At 41.4% G+C, this 16787-nt stretch carries 9 protein-coding genes and 2 pseudogenes; 6 read left to right on the top strand and 5 right to left on the bottom strand.

Going from position 1 to position 16787, the window contains the following annotated elements; translation table 11 throughout:
* Positions 1 to 4 precede the first annotated feature (4 nt).
* From AB5935_RS05975 to AB5935_RS05965, 3 genes and pseudogenes are all read right to left on the bottom strand, one after another.
* Positions 5 to 1399, bottom strand: coding sequence for a sugar porter family MFS transporter (locus AB5935_RS05975; protein WP_007848340.1), 1395 nt, complete (start codon positions 1397 to 1399; stop codon positions 5 to 7).
* 187 nt (positions 1400 to 1586) lie between these two features.
* Complete coding sequence (locus tag AB5935_RS05970) at positions 1587 to 3989, bottom strand: glycosyl hydrolase family 95 catalytic domain-containing protein (RefSeq protein WP_007848339.1); 2403 nt, start codon at positions 3987 to 3989, stop codon at positions 1587 to 1589.
* Positions 3990 to 4163: 174 nt separating this feature from the next.
* Positions 4164 to 6384, bottom strand: a pseudogene (locus AB5935_RS05965) (GH92 family glycosyl hydrolase).
* Positions 6385 to 6659: 275 nt separating this feature from the next.
* On the opposite strand from AB5935_RS05965, the gene AB5935_RS05960 reads away from it, so the two are divergent.
* Complete coding sequence (locus AB5935_RS05960) at positions 6660 to 10127, top strand: AAA domain-containing protein (protein ID WP_038611830.1); 3468 nt, start codon at positions 6660 to 6662, stop codon at positions 10125 to 10127.
* A gap of 147 nt (positions 10128 to 10274) precedes the next feature.
* Here AB5935_RS05960 and AB5935_RS05955 read toward each other — a convergent pair whose 3' ends face one another.
* Complete coding sequence (locus AB5935_RS05955; protein WP_007841148.1) at positions 10275 to 11456, bottom strand: DUF418 domain-containing protein; 1182 nt, start codon at positions 11454 to 11456, stop codon at positions 10275 to 10277.
* 10 nt (positions 11457 to 11466) lie between these two features.
* A pseudogene (locus AB5935_RS05950) lies at positions 11467 to 12114 on the bottom strand (acyltransferase family protein); the annotation flags it as partial.
* Between the two features lie 408 nt (positions 12115 to 12522).
* On the opposite strand from AB5935_RS05950, the gene AB5935_RS05945 reads away from it, so the two are divergent.
* The 5 genes from AB5935_RS05945 to AB5935_RS05925 all read left to right on the top strand — a co-directional run bounded on the left by AB5935_RS05945 (position 12523) and on the right by AB5935_RS05925 (position 16786).
* A complete protein-coding gene (locus AB5935_RS05945) occupies positions 12523 to 13122 on the top strand; it encodes a TetR/AcrR family transcriptional regulator (protein ID WP_057098551.1) in 600 nt (199 codons plus the stop codon).
* 337 nt (positions 13123 to 13459) lie between these two features.
* On the top strand, positions 13460 to 14203 hold the full coding sequence (locus AB5935_RS05940; protein WP_057098552.1) for a hypothetical protein: 744 nt from the start codon (positions 13460 to 13462) through the stop codon (positions 14201 to 14203).
* Between the two features lie 10 nt (positions 14204 to 14213).
* Entirely contained in the window at positions 14214 to 14720 is a 507-nt protein-coding gene (locus AB5935_RS05935; RefSeq protein ID WP_057098553.1) for a DUF6714 family protein, read from the top strand.
* Between the two features lie 12 nt (positions 14721 to 14732).
* Complete coding sequence (locus AB5935_RS05930) at positions 14733 to 15881, top strand: DUF2931 family protein (protein ID WP_057098554.1); 1149 nt, start codon at positions 14733 to 14735, stop codon at positions 15879 to 15881.
* A gap of 14 nt (positions 15882 to 15895) precedes the next feature.
* Positions 15896 to 16786, top strand: a complete 891-nt coding sequence (locus AB5935_RS05925) for a helix-turn-helix transcriptional regulator (protein WP_175331919.1) — start codon at positions 15896 to 15898, stop codon at positions 16784 to 16786.
* Position 16787: the final 1 nt, after the last annotated feature.

Here is a 16787-nt window from a genome sequence, read left to right as displayed (position 1 = left end):
ATTGTTATTTCACTAATTCTTTTTCAATTTCTTCCAAGCTCTTCCCTTTGGTTTCCGGCAAACGGAACACAACAAATATTCCTCCAGCCAGGCAAATCAATCCATACAACCAGAATGTTCCGGCAGCTCCCAAACCACTATTCAGCATTGGGAAAGTATAGGTAAGTATAAAACAAGCCGCCCACAAAGCGAAAGTGCAAACAGACATAGCAACTCCACGAATACGATTCGGGAAAATCTCTGAGATAATGACCCACATCACTGTAGCCAAAGTCATGGCATAACAAGCAATGGCCATCACGACAATAATCAATAGAACAACTCCTGTGATATGAAAATAATAAGCGGCTCCCATAAAGGTATAAATTACTGCCAAGCCAAATGATCCGATCAATGTCAATGCCTTACGTCCCCAGCGGTCTACCACAAACATAGCTAGAATAGTAAATATGACATTCGTAATACCGGTCACCACAATATTCATCAAAACATCAGACACGCCATAACCTGCTGCCATAAATATTTCCTGTGCATAGTTAAAAATAACATTAATGCCACACCATTGCTGCAAAATAGCCATAACAACACCTATAGTCAACACTTTATACATAGCAGGATTTAATAATTGACGGTAGCCTCCTTCTTGCGTCTGGCAGGCTGAAACAGCTTCTATAGCAGCCAACTCGGTAACAGCATATTCCTTTCCTCCCATACGGGTAAAAACCTTGAGTGCCGCCTCCCGTTTTCCCGAAGAGGCTAACCAACGAGGACTTTCCGGTAATATAAAACTAAAAACAAAGAACAAGGCGGCCGGGACAGTCATTGCCCAAAACATCCAGCGCCATCCCATCTGTCCGTTCCATGATTCACGGATCATTTCATGAGTAGCTCCTAATGCCACAGGCTCAGCTATTTGCCAATTTACAATCTGAGAAGTCAAGATACCTAATACTACCGTCAACTGATTGATGGACACAAACCGTCCACGCAGATGCGCCGGAGCAATTTCTGCTATATACATAGGTGACAAACTAGAAGCAATCCCTATAGCAAAGCCCCCTACCAAACGAAATACATTAAAGAAAGTAAAAGAATGAACAGCCCCTGTACCGACAGCCGTACAGATAAACAGTCCTGCCGCCAAAATCAAAATCGGCTTACGTCCCAAACGGTCACTCAGCTTACCGGCACTTAGTGCCCCAAACAAACAGCCAATCAAGGCACTGCTCATTGCCCACCCCTGCATGACAGGATCATTTGCTATACCAAAGTATTGTTCATAAAAAGGTTTTGCTCCTCCGATTACCACCCAGTCATATCCAAACAGGAAACCTCCCATAGCAGAAATCAAAGCGATAAGAAATAGATAAAAATTAGATTGTGTTTTCATGAATATCATATATTAGTTAGTTTTATAATGCAAAGTAACAAGGATTCAAGGACTTAAAGAATAGAAAAAATTACTGAGAACATGGACAATATTACTATTTCATCACTTTGCAGGTTGTCTTATCATAAAACGAGGACTACACCTCAATATACTAAGATGTAATCCTCAATCAAGCTATGCAAAGCAGCCTGTTTTTTTACAATAACTCCAGCAAATCTCCACGTTTCATATCCACCGTTATTAAACCCTTTGCATCAGGATTTGCAATTGCCTCCTTACCATTTAAAAGCACTCTATATTTTTTCCCTTGAGGAATTTTCACTTTTAAAACCTGATCAGCAGTAGCTTTTAAAGAAGCTTTATTGATGACAGCATTCGTCCATTCAGCAGTTGCTTCAGCTCCTCCCTTTAAACACAGACCTTTAAAACTACCATCTTTCCATTCAACAGGCAAACAGGGTAAGAATTCTACATAACCCTCATGATTCTGTATGAGCATTTCTGCCATACCAGCTGTACCGGCAGGATTCCCATCAAACGAATAAATATCACCTTCCGCACCAGCAATGCCACCAGGAGATACAGTCATTAAATTTTCACGTGAAAGCTTGCCCTGTAATAATTGGACACTCTTATATGCTTCCTGCGCATCTTTCAACCGAGCATACATACAAATCATATTGGCACGGCTCCATTCTGTATCTTCCCAGTTTTCGGCAGACAAACGATTCTCGATAGTCTTACGGGCAGCTTCCGCCAATTCGGGAGTCTTCTCCAAAGTGATCTGGGAAAAAGGATACAAAGCTAGCAGATGGGAAGTATGACGATGATTGGGATGCGCTTCTTCAAAATCTTCAAACCACTCACGGATAGCACCATTGGCACGTAACTGGATAGGAGGAAGCTGGGCGATAGCGGTACGCAGGCTATCGGCAAACTCACGGTCTGTATCTAATATTTCTGAAGCCCGGACACAATTCGACAAGATCTCGTAGGCCAGCTCACGGTCACAGGCAGGCATCATGGAAGCAACCATTTCTTCACCGCCTGCTGTACGGAACCAGTTTTCGGGTGAGATGCTCGGCCCTGTCATCAGATAACCACTCTTCGGGTCTTTTGCCAAGAAATCCAAAATGAACTGTGCATTACCTTTCAAAAGCGGATAGGCAGTTTCGGCCAGATATTGTTTATCTTGTGTAAATTCGTATTGTGTCCAAAGATGAGAAGCAATCCATGAGCCTGCCATAGGAAACAGTCCCCAAATAATCGTGCTGGATGCGGGAGTATATCCCCAAACATTAGCGGTGGTATGGGCAGTCCAGCCTTTACATCCGTAGACCACTTCAGCAGTCTTCGCACCGTGATGAGCTAAATCCTTTATATAGGTAAAGAGGGGGGCATTACATTCGGCAAGATTACCGACATTGGCTGCCCAATAATTCTGTTCAGTATTGATATCCAAATGATAATCATTCGTCCACCCCATATTACAAGCCTTGTTATCATTAAAGAAACCTTGCAAAGCTATGGGCAGGGGAGAGTTCTCGCGCGAACTGGCAATGGTAAGGTAACGACCATACTGGAAGAACAAGGCATCCAGTCCGGTATCGGTCTTGCCTTCCTTCACTTGTTTCCAACGGACATCCGTAGGCATCGCCCGGTTAGCGTCTTGCCCGAAATGGATAGAAACACGATTGTACAACGTATTATAATCCTTTATATGCGCCTGCTTCAATTCATCATAAGATTTAGCTGCAGCCTTCTCCACACCGTCAGCACAAAGAGTCTTGTAATCAGGACTTTTATAATCAGTACGCACATCGACAATCAAAGTCACGGCATCAGCTTCTTTGATACTTACCCCAGACTGTTCCATCTTTACCTCTCCGTTATCGGCCAAAACGGCTATTCTTCCTTCAAAACAGACTCCGCCCGGACCATGCAAAGGAAAATCTACTTTTCCGGTAAACACCAATTGGTTATTTTCTACAGAAAGATCAGCTTGACGCATCAAATCCAATCCCATGTTCATAGTAATGGACTTTTGCTTATCAGCGGTCAAGCGGAGTACGAGAACATTATCCGGGTTTGTAGCAAAATACTCACGTTTATAGTTCACACCACCGGAGTTGAAAGAAACGCTGCTGACAGCCTCATCCAAGCTTAACGAACGGCGGTAGTCGGTCACTTTACCTTCGGGGTAAATGAATTGCATCTTCAAATCTCCAATGGGAAGATGAGTTCCGAAAGAAGTCTGGTTGCCATGAAGATTATCTCCGGCTATACGGTTTCCTTCCGATAGTTTTCCCTCAAAAAACAACTTTCTGAGCTGGTTCATTTTCTCTCGTCCGAAAGGTTTGTTCTGGTTCTCATTGTACTGGCCGGACCACATTGTCGATTCATTCAATGCCAGTTTCTCTTCCTCTATTCCACCATAAGTCATAGCTCCCAAACGCCCATTACCGATAGGTAAAGATTCCATCCAAACTTTTGCCGGTTGGGCATACCACAATTCTGTAGTTTCACAGGAATCAGTTGCACTCTGGCATCCGGAAAGGGCCAAAGCCATTGCTGCTAAATAAGTCTTAAAATGTTTCATATTTTTCATGATTAATAGTTTCTTCTGAAACAAAAGTAGATATACCTCTCCCATTAGGTAGAGAAAAACTCGCCATTTTTAGACTCTTTTGCTTCAATCGTAACCTATAAAAGGGAGTTATTCAACATTTAGAAATCTTTCCCGGCACAAATTCCAACACTTCACCATTTGTTATCATTTTCCCGGTGAGGCAGTCATAACAAACTCCAATATTCCGCCCTTCATGATATCCTGATGAGTAATATAATTCTTCGTATATTTTTCACCATTCAGTTTCATGGAACAGATATAAACCTCATTGTCCTCCTTACGCGGAGCTTTTACCGTAAAAGTCTTTCTATCGGGTAACTGAATGACAGCTTCTTCCAACATAGGAGTACCAATAACGTACTCCCCACTTACCGGATTTACCGGATAAAAGCCAAGTGCTCCAAACACATACCAAGCAGACATCTCTCCACAATCATCATTTCCGGCATAACCTGAAGAAGAATCGTTATACAGTTCATTCATGATATACGCCACGTATTTCTGTGTTTTCCAAGGTTCCCCCGCACAAGCATACAGATAAGCCACATGATGACTCGGTTCATTACCATGCGCATACTGTCCTACAAAACCGGAAGCATTGTCATTCAATGCACCACTTTGGTAGCTAACCGTAAAGAATGTATCCAACTTTGCGACAAAGGAAGGCTTTGTTCCCCCCTGTCAGTGAAATCAAATCGGGGATATTCTGGGGTACATACCAAAAGTATTGCCAAGCATTCCCTTCAGTAAAAGGATAACCTCCATTCGCCCCATACTTATAAGGGTCAAATGGCTCAATCCACTCACCCTTATCATTCTTAGGCTGGAAGAACCCGGTTTTAGAATTGAACAAATTCCGATAGAAAGCAGATCGTTTCATAAAATGATTATAATCCTTTTCTTTTCCCAATCGCTTAGCCAACTGTGCGACACACCAATCATCAAAAGCCTGCTCCAAAGTAATAGAAACAGATTGTGTCTGAATATTCTCCGGCATATATCCATATTTCTCCCATACTTCAAAAGGAGAGTTCGGATGAGACACGATAGAACTATTAAAAACCGCTTCATAGGCTTTCTCTTCATCCACCCCGGCAACACCCTTCAGAACAGCATCCACAATGACAGGAATGGAGTGGTTGCCAATCATACAATAATTATCCTGTCCCCATAATTGCCATACAGGCAAATAGCCATAATAATCGTATTGCCTCATCATGCTCTTAACAAAATCGGGAATGCGGTGCGTGTGTATCAAAGTATAAAGTGGATGGGCGGCCCTGAAAGTATCCCATAAAGAAAAAGTAGAATAATGCACCTCCCCTTTTGCCACAGAACGAGTGACGTAATCGGATGCCATATATTCACCATTAACATCACTCATCGTATTGGGTTGTACCATAGTGTGATATAAAGCCGTATAAAAAATCTTTTTCTGCAAATCGGTACCTTGAATGATAATCTTCTTCAATTCTTTCTCCCAACTAGTTTCGGCAGCACGAGCAATATATTCAAAGTCCCATCCGGGGACCTCAGTTGCCATATTCAACCGGGCATTTTCAATGGAAACCGGAGATAAAGCGACTTTACATATCAATTCTTTATTCCACTTCTTATCGAAGCAAAACAATCCACGCAGTTCCGTACCATTAATGACAGGAGTATTCTCATACATCCGATTGCCATCATATAACTGATTGGATAGGACCGGTTGGGAAAATTCAAGATGAAAATAAATCTTTCTCAGCTTTGCCCATCCCGTAATAATACGATATCCCTCTACTACGGTAGGAGAAACCATGCGGAGTTGTGATTGAATAATCCGGCGGTTCCAACTCCCCTTATTTGCCGAGTGGTCCAAATCCAACCATAATTTCAACTGGTCACCATCAGAACAGGTATAGCGATGCACTCCTACGTGTACAGAAGCCGTCAACTCCGCTTGAATCTTCTCATCTTTCAATAATACCTGATAATAGCCCGGACGCGCCTGTTCGTGTTGATGAGTGAAAGTCGATTTCCTTTTATCACTGATGGTAGGGAATAGAAGTATATCTATAAAATCAGAAGCACCGGTTCCGCTTAAACGCGTATGACTGAAACCATAAATAATAGAATCATTATAATCATATCCTGAAGCTTGCGCCCAATCAGGAGCTTCACGAGTGTCGGGACTCAACTGCACCATACCAAAAGGAACAGTAGCTCCCGGATAATTATTCCCAGAAAGACTAGATTGAACAGCACCGGTTCCAATAAACGGATTAACCCAACGAGTAAGATTCTGGGCGCTAATACAATTTACAGAAAGAATAAAAGCAACCAATAAATTAACAAGTCTTTTCATCATAGATTTAAGTTTCATTTATTGGCAAAATTAGTATATCCACGCTCCCCAAACAGATAAATTTTCGTCTATTTTAGCTTCATTTGCTTCATAAAGTCCGGTTTCTTAGCCTCATCACCACAAAATATTACAATTATCCCGTTTTATTCCAATTCATTTACCGCCAACAAGGACTACTCTAACATTTTCCAAATAAAACTTATAAATTCGGGAATGTTACCCCAATTATCATATTTTTTTTCACCTATTTTTCTATATTTGTGCATTATTCCATCACACAAACGTAAAGACAAATGGACCAAACCTTGCTAAAATACTGGAAAACCTGCCTTCAAGATGCAGAACGCAAAGCCATTGCTCCCAAAGGAGCACGAATCACCTTAAACATCGGTGATAAAATACTTAAATTCGTTCCTCTCAAAAGTATTCCTGTTATTTTCCCTGATTGGAAAGCAGAAGATAGCAATGAAAAACAAAAAGTAATGATTGCTCCTTGTATTCTTTTGCCCGAATTTGAAAACGGCTGGACTTCCCAATCAGAAAGACCGGAATATCCCTTTTTGATTACTGCCACCATGTTGCCTGACGGTAAACTAACCGTATGCGAGAACGAATCAGACAGAATTCCAATCTTTATTCGTAAATTTTTGGAACCCAATGCAGCCAATGACCGCACCATAACCTCTCTTCCAAAAGTAGACCGACTACTATCCGATTTCAATACAGAAATTACAGAATGGGAAACCTATTGGCGAGCATGCGAACAGCTTTTCAAAAAAGCAACCGGCAAAACTTTCAGAACGATGAACTACCATGATAATCCAGAAATCATTATCATAAAAGCCTCCGAACGTAATATGGCACAGCCCATAATCACACTATATGACAAGCTCTTAAAAGATAACGATACCACTCCGCATCCTTTGTTGAATTTATTGATACAGACCAAACCAACCAACGTTCTTCCCAGTCCAACCACCCGAAAAGTTTATTGCAACCGAGAACATTGGGCACAAATGAGTGGCGACTTCCCTTTGTCTGTATCTCAACGCGAAACACTGGCAATGTATACTACACCGGAATGTACTGATATTTTTGTCGTCAACGGCCCTCCGGGAACAGGAAAAACCACTTTCCTGCAAACAGTCATAGCAAACAGACTTGCCCATAATATCCTAAACAATCCGGAAGAACCGGAAATTATAGTTGCAAGTTCAGCTAATAATCAGGCGATCACCAATATCCTGAAAGATTTCAAAGCGGAAACAACTAATGACACGGCACATCCCCGGTTATCCAACCGCTGGCTACCCGAACTAGATACGTTAGGCTTATATCTGTCAGGAAAAAAAGAACTACAAGAACAATACAAAATGATGTTCAACCCCATGGGGGATGGATTTCCAGCAACATACGATACTCCCGAACGTCAAGAGGAATACAAAAACTTTTATCTACAATGTTTCAATAACTTTTTTGGAAAAGCCTATCAAGATGAAACAAAATGCCAACAATTCCTCCGTAAGGAAATGCAAGCTCTCCAAAAAAAGATTATCTTCTGTATCCAAGCTGCCGAAACAACAGAATATGGAAACCGGAAGGAAAACAATATATTACAGAAGTTTATCCGCAAATTCCATGAGCCATTACCCTCCTATGACAAAGTAATAGAACAGTGGGCTTTGACAGAAGAATTCAAAGAACGTTACGAAAAGATCAGTTCCAACCCTGAGTATGGCAACTTGCCTTATACAGAAGACATGGCAGTAAGACTGGATATCAGTTATCGGTATCAAATGTTCTGGTATGCCATACATTATCGGGAAGCCGAGTTTATTCACCGGTTAAGCAAGTGCGATGAAGGTAAACAGCGTACACAGGAAGCCTATACCCAAAGACTAAAACGTCTGGCTTGTGTAATGCCTGTTTTCATCTCTACTTTCCACTCCCTACCCAAGTATATGACCTATGCGGAGAACGGAAAATGGGATGTTCCCTTATACAATGGAATAGACCTGCTGATTGTAGACGAATCCGGACAAGTTTCACCCGAACTTGCCGTTCCCTCCTTCAGTTTGGCCAAACAAGCGATTTTAGTAGGCGATATTCAACAAATAGAACCCGTATGGTCCATTTCTGATGAATATTCATTCATTAATTTAAAGAATCTGGGCATTGTTTCCAACCAGTCCTCGGAAAAATACCGTTTCTTGGAGAACAACGGTTTCCTTTCTTCTTCCGGAAGTATAATGAAACTGGCACGTAAAAGCTGTAATTTTACAGTAAAAGGTGAAAAAGGAGCTTTTCTGACCGAACACAGACGATGCGTAGATTCCATTATTGCTTATTGCAATGATTATGTTTACCACGGCAGGTTACTTCCTAAAAAAGGTAACGAAGTAAAATACAAGTCCCTCCCCTCTAAAGGATATGTACACATCAACAGTTACAGCAGCCCCGGAAAAACAGGAAGCCGCCTCAACCGGGCTGAAGCGGAAGCCATTGTCTGTTGGCTGGAGCTGGAGAAAGATAATTTGGAAAAGACCTATAAAAAGCCTATTCATGAAATTGTAGCCGTAGTAACTCCTTTCAAAGCCCAAGAGGCCGAAATACGGCATCAAATACAAAAAATATCAGGAAATGAGAAATATAAAGAGATGATCATCGGCACAGTACATTCCCTGCAAGGTGCCCAATGTCCGATTGTTCTTTTTTCAACAGTCAACTCTCCTGAAGACCATTCTCTTTTTATGGAGCGTGATGGAAAATACAATATGCTCAATGTAGCGATATCACGCGCCCAGCATCATTTCATTGTTTTTGGCAACATGAATATTTTCCATCCGGAAGAAAATACTCCGGCAGGGAATATGGCTAAATGGCTTTTCGATGCTCCATCCAACGAGATTTCCAACAACTTTATTTACCAACAGGAAATCCCACTGTGCACCTACCACCCCACCCTTCGTCTGTCCACCACAGAAGAGCATGTTCAGACTCTTCGTCAGGCTTTTGAGAAAGCAAGACGCCGCCTGCTGATTGTATCTCCATTCATATCTATCCATGCCATAGAAAACGACCAGCTGATTCCGTTGATACGGCATACGGTACAACGAGGAGTTGATGTCACAATCTACACCGATTCGTCCCTAGATTATGATATGAAAAATAAACATTTACTCAGTCATGCCAAGGATGGACGGAACGCATTGATAGAAAGTGGTGTAACCCTCATTGAAGTAAAAGGTATCCACAATAAATCGTTGGCTATTGATAACCATACATTAATCGAAGGCTCTTTCAACTGGTTGTCTGCCAATCGCCACAAAGAATACTCCCGCCACGAATGTTCCATCATTGTATCATCTTTTCAAGCCGATGAATACATCAACAATCTAATAAAGGAACTAGAAAGCAGAGAGAAAACCTTTCAATCCCTATCTAAGACTACAATCTATCTTGACATTGACCAAAAACATCCGGGGTTCTTTACAAAAGAATCTTTTAATGATTGTACAGAAGAAGATATTTGCCGTATAAAACAAAAAGTCCAAAAGTTAGGTATTCAGAAAACAGTCCTTCCACCTTATATCCGTAAACAACGTGAAACTTTCCCACGTGCTTATGAACCTTGGTGCACAGAAGAAAAGGAAATTATATGTGAGTTGATGCAGAAAACCAATCATCTTTCTATTTTTATAGAATGTCTGCAACGTACAGGACAAGCTATTCAAATTCAGATAGAAGGCAAAAACAATTGATTATAATCCTGAACTGATATCCTTTTTATGATATTCGGGAAACTTGGGAAACAAGAATCAGTCCCTATACAGAAGAGAGGAAAAGGCAAAAAGTAATTTGCCTTTTCCTCTCTTCTGTATAGCATATGCAACTCCTGTCAGAGTTCCTCATTTTTTGGAACACATCCAGGTCCATTTATGCCAAATACTCTCTAACGGTCCCTGCTTGTGTCCTTTCAACCACCACTTGCAGAACTGTACTTGCAACAAAAAGAGTACAAAACCAATAAACAAGCTCAACGTATACCCACAATACGGAGCCAGATAAAGTCCGAAGGGAAAATAAATAATAGCTCCGGCAATAGACTGGGTGATATAATTAGTCAGACTCATCTTACCATAATAACGAAGATTTGATACAAAATCCTTGAATCTGTTCCGTTGATAAAGCAACACAAAAGAGGCAACCAGCACAAATGTAAAAGCAAACTTCTGCCACATATCAAAAGCCGTTCCGGCAGTCTGGCGAATGAGCTCACTGTCACTAGCCATAATCAGCTCTTTCAGTTGGAAAAGCGGAGCAAAAGCGATAGCGGAAATGATAAGAGCCTTCACCCAAAAACGAGTATGTTTTTCGGAAGTTACAAATAATTGTTTGCGTCCGATATACAACCCCATCAAGAACAAGCCGGCAGTCTGCCAGAAACGTCCTGCTCCAAAAGCCCAATATAAACTGGCTTTCTGACCAAAGGTCATATTCTTACCCAAAAACTCCCACAAGTTCCCCTCTTTGGTATATTCCGCCACTTCTTTATACATCGCGCCCACTCCCCAATCGGGCAAAGTATGAGAAGGATCAAACAGACCTACTATATAATGATACCACTCAACGGGCTGCAATAGAAACAAAATAGCTGTAACAAGTATGGCACAGTCACTCCACTTACGCACCACGAACAATACGATTCCCACTACTGAGAACAGCAACAACACATCTCCTGCCGGAAAAAAAGCTGCATTCAGCGTAGCAAAAGCTACCAATAACAGCAAACGCCACAGAAAACGATAACCAAAATCTTTTCCTTTACGCTGTTGGTTAGCCGACTGAATATAAAATGTAAATCCAAACAGCAAAGCAAAAATGGCATACGATTTTCCAGCCAATAAAGTAAATGTAACATTGAATACCCCGTCATTCAGTATATTCAGCCATGCAGGCTGGTCTACCGGATAAACTGGAAAGATGAAATGTTCCAAACTATGCACTAAAAGAATTGCCATGACTGCAAATCCCCGTAAAGCATCCACCACCTCAACGCGTGGCAGTTTTTCTGATAATTGTTTTTCCATGAACTAGTTATTATTGTTTGTTTAAAATTCGTTTTACCCAGCGGTTAGCCGGTTTCTCAAAATAATAATAAGAAAGCAGGCTCAGCCCGATAGTGACTGCAAAGATAAGCGGAATACTGATATACAGACTGATATGCCAATCGTATGTTTGCGCCAACTGCACATAAGCAAACAGTATCCACAAATGAATCAGATAAAAGCTATAACTGATATCACCGCCTATGACCAGATATTTATTGGATAGAATACGGGAAAGGAATCCTTTCTGCAAAGAGAATATCAACAGAACCAACGAAATCGGCATCCAATAATAACAGGAGTACCGATAAACTTTCGGCACCAAATCCGCCGAAAACATATAAAACAGCAGGAAGATACATACCGCCCCTACTTCGAGCAATGACGCTGTAGAGAAAGACAGCTTTTTGGAACGGCACCATTCATAAACCCGATAAAGCAACATTCCTACCAGAAAATCGGGGAAACGTGCCAACGGATTCACATACCAATAACCGCGGATGTTCGTCTCATCCGTCATTGACATCAAAACAGGGACTACCACAGCGCATACTAAAAGTGCTCCTATCAACTTCTGTTTTTTTCGGAAAAACTGCGGGAAAAGTTTAATTAACTTGTAATCAAGACGTAAAGAGTAGAAAGTTAGGTAACAGGTAACGAATTAGTAACGGTGCGGGGTTCTTTGCGTTTCTTCGCTCTGCGCTGATAACTTGGTACAAATGTACGAATTTGGACTGAAAATAGGAAATAAATGCGGTGTTTTTTTATTGGGGGGATTTTTGAGGGTGAACGGATGGACGGGAATGAAAGGGGTGCAAAAAGAGGATTGCACTGTGCATTTTTATGAGATTGTAAATCGTTGATATTCAGGGTGTATTTTACAGGTGCAGGGTGCAGCTATATATATAGATATAGCTGCACCCTGCACCTGCCCTTTATCTTGTCGTAAAAAGGGGGTGGATGTGAGGTTTTACGGGTGGGGTTATGGCTGTTCGGAAGAAATGTATTATCTTCGTGGAAACCAAAGATAAATATATGCTGCGCTGATATGAAAACGAATAAGGCTGAAATATATAAAAATGCGTTCCGGCTGTTCTTACAGGACAATTACGAGAAGGTGACGGTGGTAAAACTGGAGAAAGCTATCGGATTGTCGTGCCGGGGTATCTATCATCATACGAAGGATAAACTGGGACTGTTCAAGGCGGTTGTAGATACCTATATCTTTGAACCGCACAAGGTGGAAAACAAGTTCGTGTTTGCGGAAGATATTTCATTGCGGGACTTCCTGCAAACTTATATCGAAGGGGTGGAAAGGACAATGGATTATCTAAGCAATGAACTGGGTGTGGATAGAAAGAAATGTGCCAAATGTTATTTTCAGTTCTTGTTCCAAGCGTACAAGTATTATCCGAACTTTGTGGAGAGAATGGATGCTATCTTTGAGAAAGACCAACAGATGTGGCGAAAGATAATTGATAAGGCAATCGCTTCGGGGGAAATCAGAAATGATATTGCCACGGAAGAGGTCGTCGATATGTTCCGAATGGCACATCTGGGAATGTCATACGTGCTGGCTTTTACCACGGGACTTGATACCGAACGACTGAAACGGCAATTTGAGGCTGTATATAAACTGCTGAAATGATTCTTTTGAACGGAAATTGAATATCATTCAATCTTTTATGTGATATGTGAAGCACCTTTCGGGGTGCTTTTTTTATGTCTGCATGGAAATAAAATGCAGTAATTACTGTATTTTCTGAAAGTTTGCATTATATTTGGGAAAAATGGACTGCACCCGGTGTAATCAAGCAAGTTTGTTCTTGTTCCCGATTGCGGCATTTTAAGTAACAGACGAGAAAGAAAGCCGCTATATATTCCTGTTGTGAGCGACTATCGAAAAAGAATGGATAGGAAGCGAAAAAGGATATGTGAGGTGACGGGGTATCTTTGTCGCCATTGGATTATAAAATATATGAACCATGAAAACACTGATTATCGCTATGGGAATATTGAGTTTGTTTGCTTCTTGCTCCGGTAGAAAAGAAAAGTTGGCGAAGAAAGAAGATTCAGCCCTGAATGAATTTGAGGTGGAGAAAAGTAAGTCCTATCTTGACACTGATACGTTAGGTAATATTGTCAGTTTCAATAAGGGAAACGATACTATTGAGATATGTACCAAAAGGTTTGATATTGCTGCCTTTGAACGGCATAAGAAGGATCATGAAAATAGCACTTATGTAGGATATACAGAGATAGTATCTAATGATACTTTAATTAATTATCTTAAGGATAAAGCCCCTAATAATGTAGAATATGCTATTATAAAACATCCAAAAAAATCTTACTTGTCTTATGAAAGTGTTTATTATGAAAATGGTAATATAAAATCAGAAAAGACTTATGGGCCCGGCAATGGTATGCTTATGGGGATTTCTCGATATTATTCTATAGATGGGGAGTTGCAGCGAGAAGTAAATGAGGACGATGGTTATTCTTTTACTTTTGAACAGCTAATGAGTCTTTTAAATGAAAAAGGAATGTATTTTCCAAAAGATGTAGATTTAAATTATCGTTATCAAATAAATAAGCTAATAGCAGAAGACGGGGCAAAGATCTATTTTGTAATATATCCACTATCAGATGAAACAGACTTAGCGATAACGGTAAGTGGAAAAGATGGATCTATTATAGAAGAACATCGTTATTCGCATCAATATTATTAAATGTAATAAGATGATTACACAGGAAATTAAAACAGCTTTTGGCGATATGCCTTATCCGGGTGCGAAATGTATAACGAACGACTTGGAAGGGAATGATCTGGAACGAAAGCAGATACGGGAAGGGTTCAGCCGTTATGAGAACTGGCAGGATGTGCCCCGTGAATTGCTCCTGCAAGAACGGGATGCGTTGCCTTTATTTGAGCCACAGGGGTTCAGGTTCTACCTTCCGGCGTATATGTTGTTCGCACTGGAAGATTATGAGAGTGCGGACATGATACCCGAAAGCATTGTTCACTCGCTGACATTACCGGATGCCGGAACGGAGCTATACGAGTTTGTACGGGAAAGGCTGGTGCTGTTCAGTGAAGAACAGAGGAAGGCTGTACTACACTTTTTGGAATATCTGGAACGATGCCATGCGGAAGATTTTACGGATATATGTGTGGGCGATTGGTGTTCGGCTACTCCACGCAGGGCGATTGAAAGATGGTGCAGACTTGTTACTGACGAAATATAAAATATATGAACCATGAAAATACTGTTTATCGTTATGGGAATATTGAGTTTGTTTAGTTCCTGCTCCGGCAAAAAGGAGAAGCAACAGGAGAAGGAAAAGTTATATTCGTGGTATCCGAGTGAAAGCGCACCTTATCTTTATCCTACGACTATTCATGTTGGGTATTTCGGTATGCCGGACAAAAGTACGGTTTATATACCGAGTAAATCATTAGTTGGCAATGTGTGGGGAGTGGGACAATCACTGCATGTTGTGGGTGAAGAATACAAACCTTTACCGGAAGCAATAGAGATCGTATGGTTGTCATTTACTGAAAACAAATTTTATTTTGTTTCGGAGTGGTTGCCAAAAAACAGATTACAATCGTTATTTGACACGGTTTGGATGAATGTACGGAAAATTGAACAGCGATATGACGGACTTGTTGTTGGCATGGCTCCCTATGGAATGATACAAATATGGGCGGTTGGTGACGGAAGAGTTACAGAGGTCTGTTGTCTGCATGGGGCGGAAGTTTCAGTGCCTATGTCAGAGTTTGTACCAAAAGCTATTATTAGTCAAGATGAATATGTTCAGAGAGCATTAAAAAGTGAACCCAAAGTATATGAGAACTTAAAGAAAAATGGTTTGCCTGACAGTTTGTTGTTTGAAAATTACCGTAAACGTTTTAATTATCATATAGTTCCTGAAATAGAAATGGAAGATGTGGATTTGACACAAATTGCAGTCCATTATTTCAACGGAGAATATGATGTGATTTTATGGGAAAGACTGAAAGAGAATCTATATTCTTTACAGGCTCGTCCCCGTAATATCTATATAAGTTGGACGGCAGGTAAGGATCAATATGAAGTTAGATTCGTATTTGACGAGCAAATGATTCTTTCTGCTTTTGAAAAGGTGTTCGGCAGTGATTATCCGCAGAGGGATGATTTTGATGTTGTGGAGCTTTACGAAAAGTTGTATGGTGAAGGAAAGTTGCCGAAAGGTGATTTTACCATTCATATTGATAATGAAGGAAAGCCCACCGGAGTAAGTCTGAAAACAGAGAAAGGGGAAATGAGTGTACCAACTGATAAAATGCAAATCTTAGTTATCAAAAATGATAAATTGATTTATAAAAGTAGTAATTATAACGAAAGCGATTGGTGGGGGTATTAAAAAATTATATGGATATGGAAACAACATCAACATTAAGCCAAGAACTGCTGCGGGCGGTGACGGCAGAACCAGAGATTGCGGAGAAGGTGCAAGCTCTGGTGGAAACAATGGAAGGAATGATACGAAGCAAGCAGGATGCGGGGGAATTTGCCGGGCTGGAACAGCTTGCCGAGGACGGACGGGTAATGTGGTTCGTGGCAGATACGCTGAACAAGCTACCGGAAGCGGTGACGTACAGCGACAAGGGTTTCGAGGCGTATGTGATGCTGGTTGCCTTGTCACGGGAAGATGCGGCACTGCGGTATGTGTTCCGGTTATCGAGTTGGTATATCAACTACGGGTGCAACAGGGAACTGCTGTACTTGTGCCGGATATTGCATATCTATCCTGAACGGGGGTATCTGAACGGGGTGTATAACCGACTGGCGCAGTATGTGCAGCAAATGAAGCGGAAGCGTCCGCACTGCACCAAGAGCGAGGAATTGCCGAAAGGTGCAACGGAACTGGAAATACCTATTGCCTGTGTAAAGGTAAAGGAAATGACGGGTGAAGAGTTGTTGCAGGCAGAGGTGTATCTGGGAATGGTGAAGAATAAAAGGCTCGTGGAGAAGGTTACGAAGCATTGCATGAAGGCAAAGAATACGGGACATCTGGCTGACCTTTGCGGGTACAGCCTAAGCACTTTCCGGCGGCTGTTCCGTGAAGAGTTCCGTACTACTCCCCATGAATGGCTGAAAGGACTGCGGAAAGACAAGGTGAAGAACCTGCTCACACAAACAGACTTGCCGCTGGTGGAAGTGGCAGAGGTATGCGGGTTTGTGTCGCAATCGTACCTGACGGAGTTCTGCCAGATGAATTTCGGGGCAAGTCCGGGTGAGATACGGAAAAATGAGTTGCTTAATTGAA

This window comes from Phocaeicola sp. RTP21198st1_B8_RTP21198_201120 (genome assembly GCF_040929485.1).
Lineage (GTDB): Bacteria > Bacteroidota > Bacteroidia > Bacteroidales > Bacteroidaceae > Phocaeicola > Phocaeicola dorei.
Note: the sequence above shows the minus strand (reverse complement) of the source record. Positions and strands in the feature narration are given on the sequence as shown.

Coding starts and splice junctions, on each gene's coding strand:
- AB5935_RS05955 (WP_007841148.1), bottom strand. CDS start 11,456: ATGGAAAAACAATTATCAGAAAAACTGCCACGCGTTGAGGTGGTGGAT.
- AB5935_RS05940 (WP_057098552.1), top strand. CDS start 13,460: ATGAAAACACTGATTATCGCTATGGGAATATTGAGTTTGTTTGCTTCT.
- AB5935_RS05925 (WP_175331919.1), top strand. CDS start 15,896: ATGGAAACAACATCAACATTAAGCCAAGAACTGCTGCGGGCGGTGACG.
- AB5935_RS05930 (WP_057098554.1), top strand. CDS start 14,733: ATGAAAATACTGTTTATCGTTATGGGAATATTGAGTTTGTTTAGTTCC.
- AB5935_RS05935 (WP_057098553.1), top strand. CDS start 14,214: ATGATTACACAGGAAATTAAAACAGCTTTTGGCGATATGCCTTATCCG.
- AB5935_RS05970 (WP_007848339.1), bottom strand. CDS start 3,989: ATGAAACATTTTAAGACTTATTTAGCAGCAATGGCTTTGGCCCTTTCC.
- AB5935_RS05975 (WP_007848340.1), bottom strand. CDS start 1,399: ATGATATTCATGAAAACACAATCTAATTTTTATCTATTTCTTATCGCT.
- AB5935_RS05945 (WP_057098551.1), top strand. CDS start 12,523: ATGAAAACGAATAAGGCTGAAATATATAAAAATGCGTTCCGGCTGTTC.
- AB5935_RS05960 (WP_038611830.1), top strand. CDS start 6,660: ATGGACCAAACCTTGCTAAAATACTGGAAAACCTGCCTTCAAGATGCA.